Origin of the sequence: Allocatelliglobosispora scoriae, assembly GCF_014204945.1 — a bacterium.
Classification (GTDB): Bacteria; Actinomycetota; Actinomycetes; order Mycobacteriales; family Micromonosporaceae; genus Allocatelliglobosispora; species Allocatelliglobosispora scoriae.
On record NZ_JACHMN010000001.1, the window covers coordinates 762492 to 781167 of the forward strand.

The window sequence follows — 18676 nt, forward strand, 5'->3', positions numbered from 1 at the left end:
TGACACAGTTCACTCACATCGTCTATGTTCGACCGGCGCACGAGGGGGTGCGCCGGTCTGGAAAAGGCCATCTAACCACCCCCAGGCCGCCGAGGACCGCCCGAGCGAGAGCACACGTACTCCTCCTCTACAGGCGGCCTCATCGAAGACGAGGACGGCCCGTCAGGCATGATCCACGGTGGATTCGAGGGGATCGCCACCGGCCCGGGCCGCGACTACGGTGGCCCGCATGCCAACTCTGATATCGCCCACCACCAGCCTGTACGCCGCCTTCCAGGACTGCCGCGACGACTGGGGTCCCGGTCTGCACGAGGACGGCTTCGGCATCGGCCCCGACGACGACCTGGACTCCCCCGACAGCCTCGCCGACTGGGTGCGGCGACGCGTCCGGCTCGACCACGGAGCCGGGGAACCGTGCCCCGACGAGCGGCACGCCTCCTGCCGGTGGATCGTCGAGGACGGGCAGGTGCTCGGGGGTATCGCGCTGCGGCACCGGCCGGACGACAACCTGGGCCAGATCGGCTACGGCGTACGTCCCTCCGCACGCCGACGCGGCCTGGCAAGCTGGGCCCTGGGTGAGATGCTCCGCGAGGCCCGCACCGTTCTGGGCCTGCACCAGGTGCTCATTCCCTGCCTGGAGGACAACCTCGCCTCGGCGCGCACCATCGAGAGCCAGGGCGGCGTGCTCCAGGGCATCCTGGACACCGGTCACGTCCGGGTCCGCCGCTACTGGATCACACTCAGCCGCTGACCTGCCCACCGACCGCCAGAGGCCGGGAAGGGCAGGCCACCGGCGTCGGTTCAGGCGGTGGAGGACAGCATGTAGCCGCAGGTGTCCCAGTAGACCGTGTTGGTGCTGTATTTGCCGAGACATGCCATGAAGTCGATGTGCGTACCCTCGATGAGGTTGCCGTAGGACCGCTCGGTGCAATCCCTGGCACCGGAGGTGTGCCACTTGTCGGGTGCCCGCACGTCGTTGAGCCACGCGATCACCACCGCCGACTTGCCGTCGGCATAGAGGTCGCAAACATGCATCTTGTCTCCGTTGTATTCCCATTGCCCGGCCCCGGGACAGTCCGAGCCGGCGACGGGTTTGGCGCACACGGCGTCTGGCGCAGCTGAGGCTGGCGCGGCGAACACAGTGCCGGCCAGGAGGACGGCGGCGACCACAGCAACCCAGCGAATGAAGATCTTCATGACGCAGGACCCTACGGCCGCTTTCATCAGGGATGCAACGTATCTCCACCTATCACCAGAGCCACCGCGCGACAGGCTGCCTCGCATCCTGCCCGATCACGGCCGTCGCCGGTCAGTCCCGCCAACCATCGCCGTTACGACCTGATCGCGGTCGCCCACCTTGACCCCATCGTCGTGGGGGAAGGCCCGTACGGCTGGCGAATCGTGGTGGTCCGCCAGCCGCGGATACGAAGCTTCAGTGAATGCCGTAGGTGTCGATGAGCCCCTCGGCGAAGGAGATGTAGTCCTGCATCGCCTGGTTCTGAGTCTTGCCGCTCTGCCGAGTCCAAGCGTCCCAACGAGCGCGCCGGGCGAGGTCGAACAGGCTTGTCGGCCTCGGGGTGGTGTTGTCACCCACGGTGGACTGCTTGAACAGGGCATACAGCTCGAGCTGTTCCTCGCTGGTGGGTGTGCTGTTGAGCTGGGTAACGGTTTCGACGCAGGCCAGGAACCGCTGCTCAAGCGTCAAGGTCTCCAGGATCGGCGCATGCCGTACCGGGTGGGCGTCGGCGGCCATGGCCGAGGTGGCCGAGGTCAGCCCCAGTGAAGCTACGGCAACACCACTGAACTGAAGTCGTTCGAGGCGCTTGCGCTGAACCGCCGCCGCGATCACCCGCCCCCGTCTACGTCTGCTGTCCGACGCGGCCTGTCCTCTTGGCGACGGCAGCCGCCGCCCACCCTCCGACCGCGGCGAGGACCGACACCACGGCGAGGAGGACCCAGGCGATGTCGTCGCCCAGTTCGTACACGCGCAGGACGACGAAGGGCGCGAGTCCCATGGCGACCTGGCTGACGCCGCGGAACGCGCCCATGTAAGAACCGCGCATGCTGCCAGGGGCCATGCTGACGGAGAGCGACTGCGAGACGGGCGCCCAGAGCATCTCGCCGACGACGAACAGCAGCGTCAGAAGCACCACCCCCCACGCGTTAGGGAGGACGACGAGCAGGAGGAAGGGCATACCCATCAGGAGGCTTGCGGAGAAGAGCTTCCCGGACTGGCTGAAGCCCGCGGTCCACCGCGAGGTCCGCATCTGGAACAGCACCACGATGATCGGGTTGATGGCCGCGATGAAGCCCCAGGCGACGGGGTCGGTGTGGTAGTCCGCCACGGCCACCACCGGCAGCACGTAGGAGAACGCCACGTAGATGAACCAGCCGAGCAGGGTGGAGAGCAGCAGCAACAGGAACGGCCGGTCGCGGAGGATGACGAACCTCTCCGGTCTGGGCGCCGCGGCGACCTCCGGGGCGGTGCGATCGCCCGGGTGGTCACGCGGCAGCGTCATCAGCACCAGTGCCACGGTGATCAGGCCGACCGCGGAGCCGGCGACGAACAGGAGGGTCCAGCTCCGGGCGATCAGGACGATCGCCGCGAGGGGTGGTCCCAGCACCGAGCCGATGTTGAACATCACCCGGGTGGCCGCGTACGCCTGTTCCCTCGTGCCCTCGTCCGTGAGATCCGAGATCACCGTGGCGCAGGCCGAAGTCGCCGGCGCGCCGATCACCATGGCGAGGACCGCCAGCGACAGGGCCAGCCACACGCTGCTCCGGGCCAGCGGCAGCACGGCGATCAGGACGGAGGCCACGCCCCAGCCCACGATCATGACCGATCTGCGGCCCACCCGGTCGGATAACCAGCCGCCCCCGAACCCGGAGATGCCGGAGGCGACCGAGTAGGCGAGGAACATCACGCCCACGTCGCCGGGGGACGCCTGGACCGCGGTGATCGCCCAGACGCCCACATAACCCCAGACCCCGGAGAACACCGTAGTGCTGAGCAGCGTGATGATCAGAATGGGCCACAGCGACGCCGAGACGACGTCGCCGAGGACCAGCCTGCTGAGGCGATCGACCCACCGAGGGGCCGACGTGACTGAGGTGCTCAGGATTCACGACCTCCGATAGCCAGCATGTAGCACGGCGCCTGCTCGCTGTCCTCGGTGCCGAGGATCTGGGCGAACCGCTCGTCGTCGAGCGCGGGCGTCAGGAACGTCCTCAGGTGCAGGGCGCTCGCCGCCACCAAGGCGGTCTGCATGAAGGATCCGAGGTCCAGCTGAGACAAGCGGTAGCCGTATGACGACCGGTGGCGCGCCATGTACTCGCGCCAGTTGACGCAGAAGATGATGAACGCCGGGGCGCCGACGCTGAAGTCCTGGTCCCAGAGCAACTCGCTGATGGATTCGATCTTGGGTCCGTTGCCGGCGGGTTCCAGCGTGTGGTGCCGGGCGGAGTACCGGAAGCGCCAGTCGACCTTGAGCAGTTCGGCGGGACCGGTCTTGGGGTCGAGCAGGACGAACGCCGTCAGCGGTTCGGCCGGAAGGTCCGCACCGGGCCGCTGTGCCGAGAACGGGGTGACCGGGCGGGATGCCGAGTCCTCCGCCGCGGCCGGGCCGTTCGGGACGGCCGGCCGAAAGGTCCAGTGCAGCAGGTCGGCGAGCTGCTGCACGGTGAGTGTCGTGTTCTGGAAGTTGCGGTGCGTCCGCCGGTCCTTGAACGCGGTGAAGAAGTCGGCCTGGTCCAGGCTCCGGCTGACCGGCGGCAGCGCGACCGCATGCACGGAGGTGTGGTCGGTGACCGAGGGCAGGTCGTCCGTGGGCGCGTCGAGCGGTTCGTACCGCAGCGCCGTGTCGCGGGTCGCGCTGTGCAGCGCCGCGGCGTCGTGCCAGCCGATGGCCGACCAGATCCGGTGGCCCTCGGACAGCGAGTGCGGTTGTGAGGCGAACAGGCCCCGGTTGATCAGCCCGGCGACGAGGGCCGACGCCTCGGCGGAGGGGATGCGGAGCGCTGTCTGGAGGGTGTGTGCCATCCGCCGCGGGGTGACGGGGCTGTTGAGGGAGAGCAGCCACTCCGCGAGCGCCGGTGACAGGTCGGTGATCTCGTCGCGGGCGGGGCCTTCGCCCCACGCGATCCGGAATCCGGTGGGCTCTGTCAGGGAGCGGGTCACCGCGGTGTGCGGCACGAGCCACATCTCCTGGTCGGGTGATGCGATGGTCTGCGCGTCAGGGGCCTGCGTCATCTGTCTCGCCCTCCGTTGACCGCCAGCACGTAGAGGGGAGATTCGTCCCACTGGTCCTCCAGCCCGAGCAGCCGGGTGATCGCCGTCTCGGCGACCTGGGCGGTGGAGACGACGTCCAGGCCGAGAGCCGCCCCGGCCATGCGCAGGGACTGCGCCGCGTGTCCGGCCTCCATGAGAACCATCCGGTAGGACCTCGCGTACCGGTATTTCCACAGGTGGCGGATCCACCGGGACGTCATGAACAGGACGACCGGAGCGCTGACGGCCTGCGGCGCGGCCGCGTCGAGCTGTTCGGCGGCGTCACTGCCGGCGACGCGGGTGAGCTCCTTGCTCAGCGGGTCGTAGTGGTAGACGCCCGCTTCGATACCGGGCACACGGCGGACGCCGACGTAGAGCTCCAGGGGGTGCCGCGCGCCGCCCGACGGGTACGACCGTTGCTGGTGCGGCCCCAGCACCATGATCTCCATCGTCCGCTGGGTGGCGAACGCGTGACTGAGAAGGCTCGCGACGGCGTCCATGCCGACCGTCGCGGCGGCGGGACCGTCGGCGATCGTCCGCCGCTCCAGGACGGCGCTGACGGGGAGCGGATCCCATGCGACGCCGTCGCCGAGGGACTGGCCCTGTCCCGGCGGCGTGTCCTTGAAGATGGTCGGCTGAGGTCCGAAGGTAGGGTCCGCGACGTAGCTTTCGAAGAGTTCCCGCGCGTAGTCGCTGCCCCACAGCTTTTCGAAGCGCAGTCCGGTCGTCGCGGCGTGGAAGTCGAAGGCGTCGCGCCAGCCCCGGCGTTCCCAGGGCTCGCCCTTGACGCGGTATCGGGCCGACGTCGCGGTGGTGACGAGGACGCCGTTCTCGATGAAGAACTCGACCATCTTGTACGCCTCGGTGGCGTCGGTGCCCAGGTGCCCGGCGAGGGCCTGCGCCAGGGACGCGGGATCGGCTCCGTCGGTGCAGGAGAGGAGCCACGTCAGAAGCGCCTGGTCGGTGAATTCAAGGTTCTCGCGGTCGGATCCCGAACCGCTGAATACTTTGATGACTTCTGCGTCGATCAATGATCGTTCGATTCTCACAATAGGTGAGAGCTCATATCTTTCCTCGAGCAGCACGGCGGCATTCCCCCTTTCCTTGAGCGGGCCCCGCAGCTTGGCTGCGAGGCCCGCCGTTCACTTCAGGCGATCAGGATCAGCCCGGGTGCTGCATCTTGGCGACGATGAGCGGCGTGGTCCGGCGGACCTTCACCGAGCCGGTCGGCGTGATGATCGCGACGACCTTCGGCTTACTGACGAGAGTCTTGGCCATTTCCATCCTCCGTGACATTTCAGGCCAGAAGTTGTTCTGGACTGGACGATTGCCTCGGCCGAGACCCTTTGATCGTCCATCGATAGCTTTAAGTGCGTCAACGATCGAGGAGTATGATTGAATGTGACATAGATCATATGAGTTGATTCGGCAGCTAGTGGCGTGAGATATCCCGATGAAGATCCATAAGCGTTGCGACCACATCCATCGATACCTACCATGAGGATCCTCTTCGGATTAACGGGGGTGTTTCATGCGATTTGCTCGTATGGCATGTTCATTAGCGGCCTGCGTCCTCATCGGCGCAGGCCTCACGCTTGCCGAGAAACCGGCCGCATCGCAAGCGCGGCCGATGCGGTATGAGGACCTGAGCGCGGTGCAGAAGAGGATCGCCTCCGGCGCACTGGTGGACCGGCTTCAGGGTGAGGCCGGGACGCAGCGCGCAGCGGTGCAGGCGACGCAACCGTTCCAGGGCCCCGCCGAGCCGCGCCGCGGTGCGCTCGAGGTCAGGGTCAATCAGCGGCTGCAGGCCGTGGCCGATCCCGACCTGCACGGGCGCGGTCAGGCGCAGAACGAGCCGTGGCTGGCCATCAACCCGCGCAACCGCAACCAGATCGCGGTCGCCTACCACGACTACTCGGGTGGCGACGCCAACTGCGGCATCAGCTACTCCAGCAACGGCGGACGGAGCTGGAGCGACGCGGTGATCCCCACGCAGTTCATGCGGGGTACGGCGTTCGGGGGCAAGGCCAGGCAGTACTTCCAGGCCGGCGGCGACCCGGGACTCACCTGGGACAGCCGCGGGAACGCGTATTACGCCTGCGGCATGTTCAACCGCGGCCCCTACCAGACTCCGTCCGACGATCAGTCCAGCGGCGTCTACATCTTCCGCTCAACCGGCACCGGCGGCGCCACCTGGAACTTCGCCGGACGGCCGGTGGCCGAGGAGAGCGACGTGGACGGCCAGGGCGACGCGGAGGAGGACAAGCAGCTCATCGTCGCCGACAGCAACGTCTCGAGCCCTTTCCGGGACCGCCTCTATGTGACGTGGACGCGGTTCGGCAACGACGGGACCGCCTACATCTACGCGTCCCACTCCGCTGATTTCGGGGAGACATTCTCACCTCCCGTATTGGTGAGCCGGGATTCCGCCCTCTGCACGTACCAGCATGAGCTTCCCGCTCCACAGGGTCGCTGCAATGTCAATCAGGCGGCACAGCCGGTGGTCGCCGCCGACGGCACTCTCAACATCGTCTACAACAACTACAACACCCCCATGGACGGGCCGGACAACAAGTTCCAGGTGCTCGCCTCCAGGTCGACCGATGGCGGAGTGACCTTCTCGGCGCCTGTCAAGGTCGGCGACTACTACGATCTCCCCGACTGCGACAGCTATCAGGGTGAGGGCGCCAACCCGTATTCGGACTGCATTCCGGAGAAGGGTGCCACCAGCAATTCCACCTTCCGGGCCGCCAATTATCCGCTCGCTGCCGCGGACCCCACGAATCCGAACCGGATCGTCGTCGGCTACGGCTCCTACATCAGCCGGAACTCGAATGAGAACAGCGGCTGCGTGCCCGACGGATTCAAGGTTCCCAGAGACGACCCGGGTGCGAAATACAAGGGCGTGAAAGCCGGCTGCAACAACGACATCGTGCTGTCGACCTCGAACGACGGCGGGCGAACATTCGACGGCACCACCACCGATGTCCGCAACCTCCCGATCGTGACCACGGCGCCGGGCCAGGCCACGTCCGACCAGTTCTGGCACGGCATCGCCTTCAGCCCACGCGGCACCCTGGTGGTCGCGTACTACGACCGGCAGTACGACACCAAGGGCGCCGGCTACTCGGACATCACCCTGACGGAGATCACGAAGAACCGCCGGCGACACGTCCGGGTGACGTCGTCGAGCATGCCGCCGCCGACTCAGTTCCGCCCGGCGTATTACGGCGACTACATTCAGATCGACGCGACGGCGACGACCGCCCATCCGGTGTGGTCGGACACGCGGGCGAAGGCCCAGTTCCCCTGCACGAACTCAGTCGTGCCGGCGGTGTGCACCGCGCGACCTCCGAACGGCCAGACGATCGAGTACGCCAACGATCAGGACATCGTCACCGCCACGGTGCCGATCAGCTGAGTCCGTCGGCGGGCGTTCGGTGTTGTGACGTCGAACCGGTGGCTGGCGTCGAGGTCTTCGACGACGGCAGCCACCGATTCGACGTTATTGTCTGTCTCGCTTACCACGCGGCGTCACCGAGCGCCCTGCAGGAGAGCCGGAGTTCCGTGAAGGGCCGCTCCGATGCGTTCTCAGAAGGTCAAGCGATCTTGCGACGGTAGACCCACATGGCGACGGCGTAGGCGACGACGAGGATACCAGCGCACCAGGCCGAGGCAGCCCAGATGTCGGTGCCGACCGGTTGCTGCTCGAGCAGCGCTCTGATGGCGTTGACGATGGCGGTGACCGGTTGGTGCTCGGCGAAGGCTCGCACGGGTCCGGGCATGGTATCGGTGGGGACGAACGCCGAGCTGATGAGAGGCAGGAAGATCAGCGGGTAGGAGAAGGCGGTCGCGCCGTCCGTCGAGGAGGCCGCCAGCCCGGCGATCATCGCGACCCAGGTGAGCGCCAGGGTGAACAGTGCCAGGATCGCGGCGACGGAGAGCCAGGCCAGCACTCCCGCCGAGGTGCGGAATCCCATGACCAGCCCGACCACGATGATGACGACGACCGAGATGGCGTTGGAGATCAGGGAGGTCAGTACGTGCCCCCAGAGGACGGAGGAACGGGTGATCGGCATGGAGTGGAAGCGTTCGAAGATGCCGCTCTGCATGTCGTTGAAGAGCCGGAAGCCGGTGTAGGAGATGCCGCTGGCGATGGCGATGAGCAGGATGCCGGGCATGAGGTAGTTGGTGTAGTTGCCGGTGCCGGCCTGTATGGCGCCGCCGAACACATAGCGGAACAGCAGCATGAACGCGATCGGCATGATCGTGACGGTGATGATGGTGTCCATGCTGCGGGTGATGTGCCGGATGGACCGGCCGAGCATGACGCCGGTGTTGCTGAGGACGTGTGCGCTCATGGCCGCGCCTGCTTGGTTCCGACGACCGACAGGAAGATCTCCTCCAGGGTGGGTTGCCGCTCCACGAGTTCCGCCTTCGCGGGCGGGAGCAGTGTGCGCAGCTCCGCCAGGGTGCCGGAAACGATGACCGTGCCCTGGTGCAGGATGGCGATCCGGTCGGCGAGCTTCTCGGCCTCCTCCAGGTACTGGGTGGTCAGCAGCACTGTCGTCCCGCTGTCGGCGAGGCTCTGGATCTCCTTCCAGACTTCGAGGCGGCCTTCGGGGTCGAGTCCGGTGGTGGGCTCGTCGAGGAACACGACCGTCGGGCTGCCGATGAGGCTCATGGCGATGTCGAGCCGTCGTCGCATGCCACCGGAGTAGGCCGACACCCGGCGGCCGCCCGCGTCGGCGAGGCCGAATCGCCGGAGCAGGTCGTCGGCGACCTGGCCGGGGCTGCGTACCTGCCGCAGCCTGGCGACCATGATCAGGTTTCCCGGCCGGTGAGGATGGCGTCGACTGCGGCGAACTGCCCCGTCAGGCTGATCGACTCGCGGACCCGCTCCGGCTCGGTGACGACGTCGTATCCGGCGATGCTCGCCGTGCCGCCGTCCGGCTTGAGGAGGGTGGCGAGGATGCGCACGATCGTGGTCTTGCCCGCGCCGTTGGAGCCGAGCAGCGCGAAGATGCTGCCGCTGGCCACGGCGAAGTCCACACCGTCGAGGACCTGCAGCGTCCCGTAGGACTTGCGCAATCCGTCGACCCGGATGGCGAGGGGTGGCGTTTCCATGGGGTGCCCTTACTCGACGATCACGTTGGCGGGCTCGACGCCGAAGCCCTTGAGCGCGGCGTAGGTCAGCTTGTCCAGGCGCGCCCCGTCGAAGACCACGGTCCGCAGCGACCTGTAGTACTTGTTGCTCCAGCCGCCGCGGAACGAGCAGTCGCGCAGGATCGCGCCGCGCAGCGACATACCCTCCAGCGCCGCCTTGTCGAACTTCACGCCGGTGAAGCTCTCCCCGTCGAAGGCGATACCGCGCAGATCGGAGGTGGTGAAGTCCACTCCGGTGAAGGTGCAGCGCTCGAAGACGGTACGCCGCAGGTCCGTCTGACGGAACGCGACATCGATGAGCGCGGTGTCGGCGAACTCGACCTCGTGCAGCCCAGACGTGCTGAAGTTGGTGCGCACAAGCCGAGCCCGGCGGAACGTGGAGCCCTTCAGCTCCGCCGTCGTCAGGACCGCATCGGTCAAGTCGGCGCCGTCGAAGGTGGTGTCCTTCAGATCGCTGCTCGTAAACCTGCTGCCGGTGAGGTCGGCGTTGGAGAAGTCCGACCCGCGCAGCGCGCTCGCCCCGAACCGTCCCGACCGCGCCGAGACGCCCGCGAAATCGCTGCCCCGCAGATCGCTGGCATCGAACCGGGTCACCACCTGCCGCTCGAGCACCCGGGAGAGGTTCGAGACCTCCCGAACCGTCTCCTCGATGTCACCGATGCTGTCGATCGTCACCGCGAACGCCGTCGCCTCGTCCTTGCCCTCGGCCCGGAGCTCGCGGAACCTCTCCCGCAGGTCCGAGAGGAGGTCCGCCTTCAGATCGCTGACGCTCCTCGTGCCCTCGTAGGGAGCGAAGACGCCGTCCACATACTCGTGCAGCCTGTCGTTCATCGCGGTTGTCCCCTCACAGCAGTGTGTCGAGCACGCGCTTGGCGTACTCCCAGTTGGTCTTGTTGCGGGTGTAGGTCGCCCGGCCCTTTTCGGTGATCCGGAAGTATTTGCGGCGCCCGCCCTGAGATTCGTCACCCCAGTACCACGTGATGTCGCCGTCGGCCTCCATGCGCCGGACGCTGGAGTACATCGTGGCTTCCTTCAGCTCGTACTCACCCCGCGAGCGCTCGGCGATCAACTTGACGATCTCGTAGCCGTACCGGTCCGACTCCGCCAGCAACCGCAAGATCATCGTGTCCGTGTTTCCGCGGAGCAGATCTGATGTGACCTTGCTCGTGCTCATGCCCTCCACCTCCTACGGAACCGTATCCGGAAGTACTATGACTGTCAAGGTAGTTTGAGAAGCATGGTATGGGGATGCGCATGGTGGTTTCGGCGCGGAACCATGCAACGGAGCAGTCGAATGCGTCAATGCGGCCTTTACGCTCAAGTTTGGAAACGCTGTTTCCGGGAATCGGAACAGCATGACTTCTGACCCGATCCACCAACCGCGATCACGCCAATGGCTGGGGCTCGCCGCGTTCGCGGCCGCCGTCACCGTGACGGCGCTCATCGGCACCCTCGCCGTAACCGGTACCGCCGAGCAGTACAACACCCTCCAGCAACCCGGTTGGGCTCCACCGTCATGGATCTTCGGCCCGGTCTGGACCGCCCTCTACGCGATGATCGCGGTCTCGGGCTGGCTGGTCTGGCGCAAGTCCGGCATCGGCCCGGCAATCGCGGTGTTCGCCGCGCAACTGGTCCTCAACGCGATCTGGACACCGCTGTTCTTCGGCGGAGACCTGTTCGGGCTCGCCTTCGTCGACATCGTGGCCCTGTGGATACTGATCGGCGTCACCATCATCATGTTCTGGCGGATCTCCAAGCCGGCAACCTGGCTGCTGGTCCCCTACTGGATGTGGGTCACCTTCGCCTCAGCTCTGAACTTCGCCGTCTGGCAACTCAACACCTGATCCGTAGCGGCTGCCACAGCAGGTTTCGCCGACTACAGCCAAGCCGCCATGCTCACGAGGAACCGCCGGGCCGGGGTTCAGCACCTCCATCACCGCGCCGTCCAGGCCGCTGCCGGACGAGGGGAAGTAGATCACAACCCCTAAGGCATCCTAGGTTGATTTCGGGCGGAACTTCGGTCCGGCCTGCCACCGCGCCACGTACTCAGACGGGAGTGGTGCGGTCCTCGAGTACGACTGAGCAACCGGCCTACCTCGCGCCAGCAGTGGCGGCAGCCTCATAGCAGCCCGATGGCACCGGGCAGTGGTGCGCGGGCTGTTGTCGTGGCCATCCACCAGCACGGATACGCCGGACTGGACCCGGCACGCCTCAGCTGCTCAGCAGATCGGCCGTGGCTGCTTCGGCGTCGGCCCACACCCGCCGATCCGCGAAGGCCGAGGCGACGTCCGTGCCCTCCGGTACAGGGATGGTGTCGCCGTGGTGAAAAGCATCGATGAGTCGGGGATCCACGTACGATTTCCGTGCAACGGTGGGAGTGTTGCCCAGCAGGTCGCTGACATCGCGCATGGCCTCACTGACGGCTTTGCGCCTCGCTGACGCCGACTGCGACGGTGCGGAGCAGGCCAGGCTGACCGCTGCGGCAACCGTGGCGTGCCAGGTCCGGAAGTCCTTCGCCGTCAGCTCGATCCCGGTCTGTGTGCGCAGGTAATCGTTGATGTCCTGGGTACGCAGGTCGTGCCACCCGTCGGCGTCCTTCCAGGCGAACAATTCGGCGTTGTCGTCGTCGCGGTCGAGCAGCCTCCGAACCAGGGTGGCGAGCGACCTGTCGGGGACCGACAGGTCGAACTCGTGGCCGCCCTTGCCGCTGAAACGCAGGTGCACGGACGAACCGGTGACGGTCGCGTGGTCACGGCGCAGTGTGGCCAGTCCGAACGTCGCCTCGCCGAGTACCGGGTCGTCTTTGGCGTACCCCTCGCCGCCGACCCTGATCACCGCGGTGTCCAGCAGGCGCGCAGCGCCGGCGAGGACCCGTTCCCGGGCCAGTGATCGTTTCACCAGGTCTGTGGCGACTGCTGCGCGCAGCGCGGGCAGGGTCGCTGCGACATCGAGCATGTGCTCGAACTTCGCGGCGTCGCGGCGGACTCGCCACTGATCGTGGTAGCGGTACTGCCGCCGACCGGCTGCGTCGACACCGACCGCCTGCAGGTGACCGCGCGGGTCGGGGCAGATCCACACCTTGTCCCAGGCGGGCGGAAGCACGAGGGCGTCGATGCGCGCCAGGGTCTCCGGGTCGGTCACCTTCGACCCGCCGCAGTGGTAACTGAAGCCTCGACCGCGCCGTACCCGCTCGATGCCTGGGGAGTGCGAGTCGCTGCGCCGCAGACGTGCCATGGCTAGCACTTACCCGCCGCCCCCGATGAACATGCCCGCGGAAGGAACTCGAAGAGTGCCCGCCCCGGCGGCAACGGGAAATGGGAACGTTCCCGTATGTTGTTCCCAGGCCGCACGGGCGGTTGGCGCACGCGACCGGGCTGGAGCTGACGAAGGTGACCGGTATTGGCGGGGCAACTGGGTTGAGGATCCTGCTCGTCGAGGACGACTACGGCGACGCGGCGCTCGTCGAGGACGCGCTGTCGAGCGCCGGGATCGCCGACATCCTGCACCACGCCGACTCCGGTCAGGAGGGCCTGGCCTACCTGCGCCGTGACGGCGCGCACCCCGGTGCGCGCCGCCCGGACCTGATCCTGCTGGACTCGTCCTCCTGTCTGGAGCAGCGCCGTGCCTGACAACGAACCGCGGATCAGGCTGCGCTGACTCTGCTGGCCTCTCCCCCGGTGCGGGCGGGCTCGGCGTGGTCAGCTGAAGAATGGGACGCGCCGGTGAGCGACAGGAACCGGTTCTCGCCGTCGGCGATACTGCTTTTGGGCTTCTTGGACCTACCCGGCGACGGTGGCGGCGGGGCGGGGGGAACACCGGGGGTGGCGTTCGTGGGTGTCGGGGCGGGCGCTGGGCTCAGCTGTGGTGATGCGGATGCCCCGGGAGAGGTGCCAGCGGTGGTCGGCACGCCGGTGTCGGGTTGGCCGGTCGTACCGATCGAGGTGTCGATCGGCGCTCCGGCGAGGCCCAGGACGGTGGAGGTGCACTGCTGGGCGTCAAGGGTGAAAAGCGTCGGCAGCGGGTTGTCGCCGCGGTAGGTGCCGGCGAGGGCGAGGGTCGCTTGCGCTCCCGGACGCAGGGACAGCACCTGGGTGGATGCGACCGCAGGGCCGTCCTGGGTCCATTGGCCGCCGCCGTCGATCCGCTGGCTGCCTGGTAGGTCGAAAGCAATCTGCCCGCGCGGAGGGACTGCGGCGGCGAGGTTGGTGACGGCGATGGTGGCGGTGAACCTCGAGCCCGTGTCACTGCGCAGCTGGTACACCACTGCGCAGACGGCACGGTGAGGGGAGGCGGTGGGCGACGCCGGACCGGCGACAGGGTCGCCGGCGGCGCTGGGGCTTCCTAAGCCGGCCCACATCGCGAGACCTGCCGCCGCCGTGGCCAGCCCGACGAGCACCGCGGCTCCCGCCCGCCGCGGTGGGCGCCCGGCGGATGCGGACGGTGCGGACGCCGGCCACGGGACAAGGCGGGTCGGCTGCCTTTCGTCCGCAAGGGCTGGAGAGCGGTCACGCGGTACCGCCTGGCCGGATCCCGTGTGCGGGCGCAGGAGTTCCAGTACGGCGGCCGCGGACGGTCGACGAGACGGTTGCAGGTCCAGGCAGGCAGTGATAAGGCCGCCGACCTCGGTCGGCAGACCGGGAATGTCGGGCAGGGGCCGGGGGGCGGTGAAGCGCGGAGCAGTCAGCAGACCGATCGCGGTGTCTGCCCGCCAGGGCAGGTGGCCCGTGAGCATCTGGTAGAGCAGCACCCCGAGGGAGTAGACATCGGCGGACGCTTGGACGGGTTCACCGTCCACTCGTTCAGGGGCCAGGTAGGCAGGAGTGCCGGTGAGCCTGCCCTGGGGGTCGAACTCCTCGCCGCCGGTCGGCGCACAGATCCCGAAGTCGATGATCCTGACCCCGTCGTGGGTGAGCAAGATGTTGGCCGGGGTGATGTCGCGGTGCACGATTCCTCGGGCGTGGGCGGCGGCGAGACCTTCGGCGGTCTGTGCCGCGTAGTCGACCGCCTGGTACCAGGACAGGGGCCCGTCGCGGAGGATCGCGTTCAGGGTGAGCCCGTCGACGAGCTCCATCACCAGGTAAGCGGCGGCAGCCCGGTTATGGGAAGGCGGCTCCACCATGCAGTCATAGACCTCGGCGATGTGGCGGTGCCGCAGCCGGGCCAGGGCGTGTCCCTCGACCCGCAGGCAGTCGATGGCGTGTTCGTCGGCGAGCAGGCGCCGGTCGAGAATCTTGATCGCGACCATGCGGCCGAGCCGCTCGTCGCGGCCTCGCCACACCGTGGCCGTCCCGCCAGATCCGATGGGCGCGATGAGCACGTATCTGCCGTCCAGAACGGTGCCGGGTTCCGGGAGAGAGCGGGACGGGGATCCGTTCATGGAGCGACTCCAGACCGTTGATGCCGACCTGGCACAGCAGCCGCGTTACCTGTCACGGTCGTGCCGGCGCCTCCTGGCCCCGAAGCGGATTCCATCCGAGTCCTGCCTCTCACTGCCCTGGACAGCCATGGAGGGGATCTGCGCGGCAGCGCGGTTTCCCGGGTTTCGCTGGTGGCGCCGGTCTGCTCCGCCTGCCGGTGGACATGGGACGCGGCCTTGTGCCGGATCCGGATCTCCCGTACGGGACAGCGCGATCGCCGCCACCGCACAAGCGACCAGCAGGTCCGTGAACGAGACGTTTCTGCAGCACAACACCTCCCGACAGACATCCCCGCATCTATCTCCGGAACGAGTCGGCTCTAAACAACCCCAGGCCAGCAGGTGAACTGGGGCAGCACGCGCAGGACCGCCGTAGGCCGGCATCGTCGCCGAGACGCGATATCCGAAAGGCAACGCGCCGGCCTGACAAGGGCAGTCGGGGAACACTCAGCCGCGTTCTGGCGGAACGGGAGTCCAGCCGACCAGACATGCGGGTGGGCCTGGCGCGATATCGCGCCAGGCCCACCCGCATGTGTTGCAGATCAGGCTACCGAGCTCCGACCGCGGAGGCCGGCGACGAGGGCGACACCGACAGCGGCGAGGCCGACCTGGAAGACCAGCTCGATCCAGTCGATACCGTCGGTGACGGCGACCCCGACGGCCTGGGCGATCGCAGTGCCGACGAGGGCCGCGATGATGCCGACGACGATCGTCAGCCAGATCGGCAGACCCTGACGACCCGGCACAACGAGTCGGCCGAGAGCGCCGATGATGAGACCGACGATGATTGCGGAGATGATTCCGGCCACGGTCATGACATGCACTCCTCACGATTGCGGAAGGTGGGGTTGCGCTTCCTGACCGTCGAATACCCGGTCGGCGGACGGCGCAAACTAGTGGGTGAGCTGTACGCGGACCTTGTCTGCGGCCTCGTCGGTGAGACCGAGGCCGGCCGGGTCAGGACTGGGCTGGGCGACGACAGCGGCCTCACCGTCACTGGTGACGAGCTGCTGCACGTAGGCCTGCACGTCCTGTGGCGTGACATCAAGATCACGGGCCAGGGTGGCGATCGTGTCCACGGGAACCTCCTAGGTGGGTACGCCCTCGTCATGCCCAGCTCGAGTCGGCATGAATCCCCTCGCGACTGCGTTTCGACAACGGCCGACACGTGCGGCTGGCCATCGAGGGACGGTGCCGGATGCGCCGAGATGTCCGCGGAGGAAAGCGTGCCCCGCGACGGGACCTGCTCCGGTAGGGGTTACACCCAGGCCTGTGCCGAGGAGATCGCCGCCCGTTCGGTCGTCACGCCCGACCCGGCGTTCCCTTCGGCTGCTGTCGAGGTGGTTGGAAGTCGCGTGCGCCGGGTATCGGTCGATAACGACGCACACGGTCGGCAGGCAGGCATGGTTTGAACATCAACAACGGGGTCCTGTTCGTCGTCGACGTCCAGAACGGCATCTGCAACGAGGCCAGCGCACCGACGACACGCCGGATCGCGCCCCCGGCCCGCCGCCGGAGCGATACCTGACCTGGTCGCGATGGCCAGCCGGTTCGACGGACTACGCCCGCTCATCACGTCCAGACAGGTCGCCGCACCTTTCGCGGCGGCTCCACTATCCAAGAAGGAGTACATCTGATGACCAGCGCCCGAGACATCATGACACCCGACGTGACCTGCGTCGGCGTATCCGAGACCGTCCTTGAAGCGGCTCGGAAGATGGCCGACCTCGGTGTCGGATCACTGCCGATCTGCGGCAACGATCAGCGGCTGAAGGGCATGCTCACCGACCGCGACATCGTGGTGAAGGTGCTGGCCGAAGGCCGCGATCCGGCCACCGTGACCGCCGGCGAACTCGCTCAGGGGGAAGCGGTCACCATCGGAGCCGACGACACCGCCAGCGAGATCCTGCAGACCATGGCCGACCATCAGGTCCGCCGCCTGCCCGTCATCGACGGCCACACCCTCGTCGGTATCGTCGCGGTCGCCGACATCGCCCGCGCCCTACCCGACCGGCCAGTCGGCGACCTCATCGACGCCATCTCCGCCTGAACCAGTACCCGAGCGGCGACCGTGTGTGTCGCATCGACAGCTTTCGGCCCGGCGGCAGGCCGCCGGGCCGAAAGCATGTCCACACCCTGATCAGGCGGCCGGGCGGAAGCAGGCAGGCATGGTGAGCACGCCCCCGGCGAAGGCGCCCGACGGAGGCCGAGAGCCAGCCGTATGTCGGGATCCCCGGGATAAGACGCAGCCGGCATGGCCGTACCGGGCCTTCTGCATGCGTAGGCGTGGCGATCCCCATGTCCGGGTATCGGTGGTACATGAAGGGCCGCCAGGAGCCAGCACGTATCGGCGAAGTTGAAGCCGTCGACGTTATCGGTATGCGTGACGAACGGGTGGGCGGCCTCGCTGTCACCATCGCCGGCCGCGGTGAACCGGTGCTACTCGTACACGGGTTGGGCGGAAGCCGCCGGACCTGGCGACATCTCCTTCCGTCCCTGGCCGCCACGCACACCGTGATCGCCGTAGATCTCGCGGGGCATGGCGACTCCGATGAGCCGGGCGGGGACTACTCGGTCGGAGCGCACGCCGCCGCACTGCGGGATCTGGTGGTCCGGCTGGGCTACCGCCGCGTCACGGTCGTCGGGCACAGCCTCGGCGGCGGTATCGCGATGCAGTTCGCGTACCAGTTCCCGGACCGAGTCGACCGCCTGGTCCTCATCGGCAGCGGCGGCCTCGGCAGGGACCTCACCATGGTGCTGCGCGCCGCGACCCTGCCCGGCTCGGAGATCGTCGTGGCAGGCTTCTCGCATCTGCCAGGTGCCGTCACCCGGCACCTGGTGCCCCTGATGTCTCGCATTCCCGGCTGCGTCTCGCGCCATGATGCCGCCGCGGTCAGCGACGCCATCGCCGACCTGCGCCATGCGGGGCGTCGGCACACCTTCATCAAGACCGCACAGACGGTGATCGACTGGTCCGGGCAGACCATCGACGCGACCCGGCACCTCACCCAGCTCGGCGACCTCCCGACCCTGGTGATCTGGGGAAGCGACGACCGGACCATTCCCCCGGCCCACCAGTCAGGCATCGTGAAACACCTCGCACACGCACACCTCGCTGAGATCGCCGACGCCGGCCACTACCCCCACGAGACCCACACTGCCGCTGTGCTCCCCCTCCTCCAGCACTTCCTCGCCACCGCGCCCGCCGCCCGCCACACCGAGTCCCGCTGGAGACGCAGGCTCATCCTGCGGCCGACATCACCTTTGCCCGCACCGACCGTGTCGGCCTGACCGCGCTCCGCACGGCGGCACCGGCCCGAGATCGAAGGACGCCATGAAGACCGCGACGATACAGCTCCCGCCCGACACCTCCAGCAGCGAAGCCGCGCGACGCTTCGTCCGCTCCCGACTGGACGAGTGGGCGTATGCAGGCGTACACGACGACGTCATCATCGCGACCGCCGAACTCGTCAGCAATGCCGTGCGGCACGTCGGCAGCCCGGTCCGCGTCCGATTGCGCTTGGACGGCGGATGCCTCCGGCTGGAGGTCGGCGACGACAGCAGTACCGAGCCCACCCTGCGCGCTCCCGATGTGAACGGCGGGTTCGGCCTGACACTGGTGGACTCGGTATGCCAGCGATGGGGAGTCGACCAGGTCCCCGACGACGGCAAGATCATCTGGTGCGATTGCGGCAATGGCGCCCCGGTTCGTTGACAGTGGTGACGAAACAGGATGCTGAGCAGCATGGACGCCTCCGGCGGGGCGTTCTTGAGCAGGAAACGCTGATAGCCGAGGAGGTGGCCAACCCGCTCGGGCTGACCCGCAG

Annotated in this window: 21 protein-coding genes; 7 read left to right on the forward strand and 14 right to left on the reverse strand. The window is 67.6% G+C overall.

Annotated elements, in window-relative coordinates:
* The first annotated feature begins 229 nt into the window (after window positions 1-229).
* Entirely contained in the window at window positions 230-751 is a 522-nt protein-coding gene (locus F4553_RS03525) for a GNAT family N-acetyltransferase (RefSeq protein WP_184831931.1), read from the forward strand.
* Window positions 752-801: 50 nt separating this feature from the next.
* Here F4553_RS03525 and F4553_RS03530 read toward each other — a convergent pair whose 3' ends face one another.
* From F4553_RS03530 to F4553_RS03550, 5 genes are all read right to left on the reverse strand, one after another.
* The gene (locus F4553_RS03530; protein WP_184831933.1) at window positions 802-1197 is read right to left on the reverse strand and encodes a hypothetical protein; all 396 of its coding nucleotides are present in this window, start codon (window positions 1195-1197) and stop codon (window positions 802-804) included.
* Between the two features lie 235 nt (window positions 1198-1432).
* Window positions 1433-1849 carry an acyl-CoA-binding protein gene (locus tag F4553_RS03535; protein WP_184831935.1) on the reverse strand — a complete coding sequence of 139 codons (417 nt, stop codon included), beginning with the start codon at window positions 1847-1849 and terminating at the stop codon, window positions 1433-1435.
* 10 nt (window positions 1850-1859) lie between these two features.
* On the reverse strand, window positions 1860-3122 hold the full coding sequence (locus F4553_RS03540; protein WP_312875109.1) for an MFS transporter: 1263 nt from the start codon (window positions 3120-3122) through the stop codon (window positions 1860-1862).
* Complete coding sequence (locus tag F4553_RS03545) at window positions 3116-4249, reverse strand: nitroreductase family protein (RefSeq protein WP_184831946.1); 1134 nt, start codon at window positions 4247-4249, stop codon at window positions 3116-3118. The genes F4553_RS03540 and F4553_RS03545 overlap by 7 nt, the downstream gene beginning before the upstream one ends.
* Window positions 4246-5298, reverse strand: a complete 1053-nt coding sequence (locus tag F4553_RS03550) for a SagB/ThcOx family dehydrogenase (protein WP_184831948.1) — start codon at window positions 5296-5298, stop codon at window positions 4246-4248. Before F4553_RS03550 ends, F4553_RS03545 begins: the two co-directional genes overlap by 4 nt.
* A gap of 500 nt (window positions 5299-5798) precedes the next feature.
* Here F4553_RS03550 and F4553_RS03555 point away from each other — a divergent pair, with 500 nt between their 5' ends.
* Window positions 5799-7688, forward strand: a complete 1890-nt coding sequence (locus F4553_RS03555) for a sialidase family protein (protein ID WP_184831950.1) — start codon at window positions 5799-5801, stop codon at window positions 7686-7688.
* A 178-nt stretch (window positions 7689-7866) separates the two neighbouring features.
* Here the strand turns inward: F4553_RS03555 and F4553_RS03560 are convergent, their stop codons facing one another.
* Genes F4553_RS03560 through F4553_RS03575 form a run of 5 tightly spaced genes read right to left on the reverse strand, consistent with a single transcriptional unit; the run spans window position 7867 to window position 10607 of the window.
* A complete protein-coding gene (locus F4553_RS03560) occupies window positions 7867-8628 on the reverse strand; it encodes an ABC transporter permease (RefSeq protein WP_184831952.1) in 762 nt (253 codons plus the stop codon).
* A complete protein-coding gene (locus tag F4553_RS03565; RefSeq protein ID WP_512698868.1) occupies window positions 8625-9191 on the reverse strand; it encodes an ABC transporter ATP-binding protein in 567 nt (188 codons plus the stop codon). Before F4553_RS03565 ends, F4553_RS03560 begins: the two co-directional genes overlap by 4 nt.
* Window positions 9092-9394 (reverse strand): ATP-binding cassette domain-containing protein, encoded by a 303-nt coding sequence (locus tag F4553_RS43155; protein ID WP_512698867.1) that lies wholly within the window; start codon window positions 9392-9394, stop codon window positions 9092-9094. Before F4553_RS43155 ends, F4553_RS03565 begins: the two co-directional genes overlap by 100 nt.
* A gap of 9 nt (window positions 9395-9403) precedes the next feature.
* Entirely contained in the window at window positions 9404-10264 is an 861-nt protein-coding gene (locus tag F4553_RS03570; protein ID WP_184831954.1) for a pentapeptide repeat-containing protein, read from the reverse strand.
* Window positions 10265-10277: 13 nt separating this feature from the next.
* The gene (locus F4553_RS03575) at window positions 10278-10607 is read right to left on the reverse strand and encodes a PadR family transcriptional regulator (RefSeq protein WP_184831956.1); all 330 of its coding nucleotides are present in this window, start codon (window positions 10605-10607) and stop codon (window positions 10278-10280) included.
* Window positions 10608-10788: 181 nt separating this feature from the next.
* Between F4553_RS03575 and F4553_RS03580 the strand changes: the two genes are divergently transcribed.
* The gene (locus tag F4553_RS03580) at window positions 10789-11277 is read left to right on the forward strand and encodes a TspO/MBR family protein (RefSeq protein ID WP_184831958.1); all 489 of its coding nucleotides are present in this window, start codon (window positions 10789-10791) and stop codon (window positions 11275-11277) included.
* Window positions 11278-11644: 367 nt separating this feature from the next.
* Here F4553_RS03580 and F4553_RS03585 read toward each other — a convergent pair whose 3' ends face one another.
* Complete coding sequence (locus F4553_RS03585) at window positions 11645-12667, reverse strand: DNA topoisomerase IB (protein WP_184831960.1); 1023 nt, start codon at window positions 12665-12667, stop codon at window positions 11645-11647.
* A 182-nt stretch (window positions 12668-12849) separates the two neighbouring features.
* Between F4553_RS03585 and F4553_RS03590 the strand changes: the two genes are divergently transcribed.
* Window positions 12850-13062 carry a response regulator gene (locus tag F4553_RS03590; RefSeq protein WP_184831962.1) on the forward strand — a complete coding sequence of 71 codons (213 nt, stop codon included), beginning with the start codon at window positions 12850-12852 and terminating at the stop codon, window positions 13060-13062.
* A 14-nt stretch (window positions 13063-13076) separates the two neighbouring features.
* On the opposite strand, the gene F4553_RS03595 is transcribed toward F4553_RS03590, so the two are convergent.
* The 3 genes from F4553_RS03595 to F4553_RS03605 form a co-directional block, all read right to left on the reverse strand.
* Window positions 13077-14810: a serine/threonine-protein kinase gene (locus F4553_RS03595; protein ID WP_184831969.1), complete on the reverse strand. Its 1734-nt coding sequence runs from the start codon at window positions 14808-14810 to the stop codon at window positions 13077-13079.
* Window positions 14811-15391: 581 nt separating this feature from the next.
* Window positions 15392-15664, reverse strand: a complete 273-nt coding sequence (locus F4553_RS03600; RefSeq protein ID WP_184831971.1) for a GlsB/YeaQ/YmgE family stress response membrane protein — start codon at window positions 15662-15664, stop codon at window positions 15392-15394.
* A 78-nt stretch (window positions 15665-15742) separates the two neighbouring features.
* On the reverse strand, window positions 15743-15928 hold the full coding sequence (locus F4553_RS03605; RefSeq protein ID WP_184831973.1) for a hypothetical protein: 186 nt from the start codon (window positions 15926-15928) through the stop codon (window positions 15743-15745).
* A 557-nt stretch (window positions 15929-16485) separates the two neighbouring features.
* Here F4553_RS03605 and F4553_RS03610 point away from each other — a divergent pair.
* From F4553_RS03610 to F4553_RS03620, 3 genes are all read left to right on the forward strand, one after another.
* The gene (locus tag F4553_RS03610) at window positions 16486-16899 is read left to right on the forward strand and encodes a CBS domain-containing protein (protein ID WP_184831975.1); all 414 of its coding nucleotides are present in this window, start codon (window positions 16486-16488) and stop codon (window positions 16897-16899) included.
* A 329-nt stretch (window positions 16900-17228) separates the two neighbouring features.
* Window positions 17229-18140, forward strand: a complete 912-nt coding sequence (locus tag F4553_RS03615; RefSeq protein ID WP_246465808.1) for an alpha/beta fold hydrolase — start codon at window positions 17229-17231, stop codon at window positions 18138-18140.
* Window positions 18141-18183: 43 nt separating this feature from the next.
* Window positions 18184-18564 carry an ATP-binding protein gene (locus F4553_RS03620; RefSeq protein WP_184831979.1) on the forward strand — a complete coding sequence of 127 codons (381 nt, stop codon included), beginning with the start codon at window positions 18184-18186 and terminating at the stop codon, window positions 18562-18564.
* The last annotated feature ends 112 nt before the right edge of the window (window positions 18565-18676 follow it).

Bases quoted from the DNA above. Each gene is read 5' to 3' on its own strand.
- F4553_RS03525 (WP_184831931.1), top strand. From the start codon at position 230: ATGCCAACTCTGATATCGCCCACCACCAGCCTGTACGCCGCCTTCCAG.
- F4553_RS03530 (WP_184831933.1), bottom strand. From the start codon at position 1,197: ATGAAGATCTTCATTCGCTGGGTTGCTGTGGTCGCCGCCGTCCTCCTG.
- F4553_RS03545 (WP_184831946.1), bottom strand. From the start codon at position 4,249: ATGACGCAGGCCCCTGACGCGCAGACCATCGCATCACCCGACCAGGAG.
- F4553_RS03555 (WP_184831950.1), top strand. From the start codon at position 5,799: ATGCGATTTGCTCGTATGGCATGTTCATTAGCGGCCTGCGTCCTCATC.
- F4553_RS03560 (WP_184831952.1), bottom strand. From the start codon at position 8,628: ATGAGCGCACACGTCCTCAGCAACACCGGCGTCATGCTCGGCCGGTCC.
- F4553_RS43155 (WP_512698867.1), bottom strand. From the start codon at position 9,394: ATGGAAACGCCACCCCTCGCCATCCGGGTCGACGGATTGCGCAAGTCC.
- F4553_RS03570 (WP_184831954.1), bottom strand. From the start codon at position 10,264: ATGAACGACAGGCTGCACGAGTATGTGGACGGCGTCTTCGCTCCCTAC.
- F4553_RS03575 (WP_184831956.1), bottom strand. From the start codon at position 10,607: ATGAGCACGAGCAAGGTCACATCAGATCTGCTCCGCGGAAACACGGAC.
- F4553_RS03580 (WP_184831958.1), top strand. From the start codon at position 10,789: ATGACTTCTGACCCGATCCACCAACCGCGATCACGCCAATGGCTGGGG.
- F4553_RS03585 (WP_184831960.1), bottom strand. From the start codon at position 12,667: ATGGCACGTCTGCGGCGCAGCGACTCGCACTCCCCAGGCATCGAGCGG.
- F4553_RS03595 (WP_184831969.1), bottom strand. From the start codon at position 14,810: ATGAACGGATCCCCGTCCCGCTCTCTCCCGGAACCCGGCACCGTTCTG.
- F4553_RS03600 (WP_184831971.1), bottom strand. From the start codon at position 15,664: ATGACCGTGGCCGGAATCATCTCCGCAATCATCGTCGGTCTCATCATC.
- F4553_RS03610 (WP_184831975.1), top strand. From the start codon at position 16,486: ATGACCAGCGCCCGAGACATCATGACACCCGACGTGACCTGCGTCGGC.
- F4553_RS03615 (WP_246465808.1), top strand. From the start codon at position 17,229: ATGCGTGACGAACGGGTGGGCGGCCTCGCTGTCACCATCGCCGGCCGC.
- F4553_RS03620 (WP_184831979.1), top strand. From the start codon at position 18,184: ATGAAGACCGCGACGATACAGCTCCCGCCCGACACCTCCAGCAGCGAA.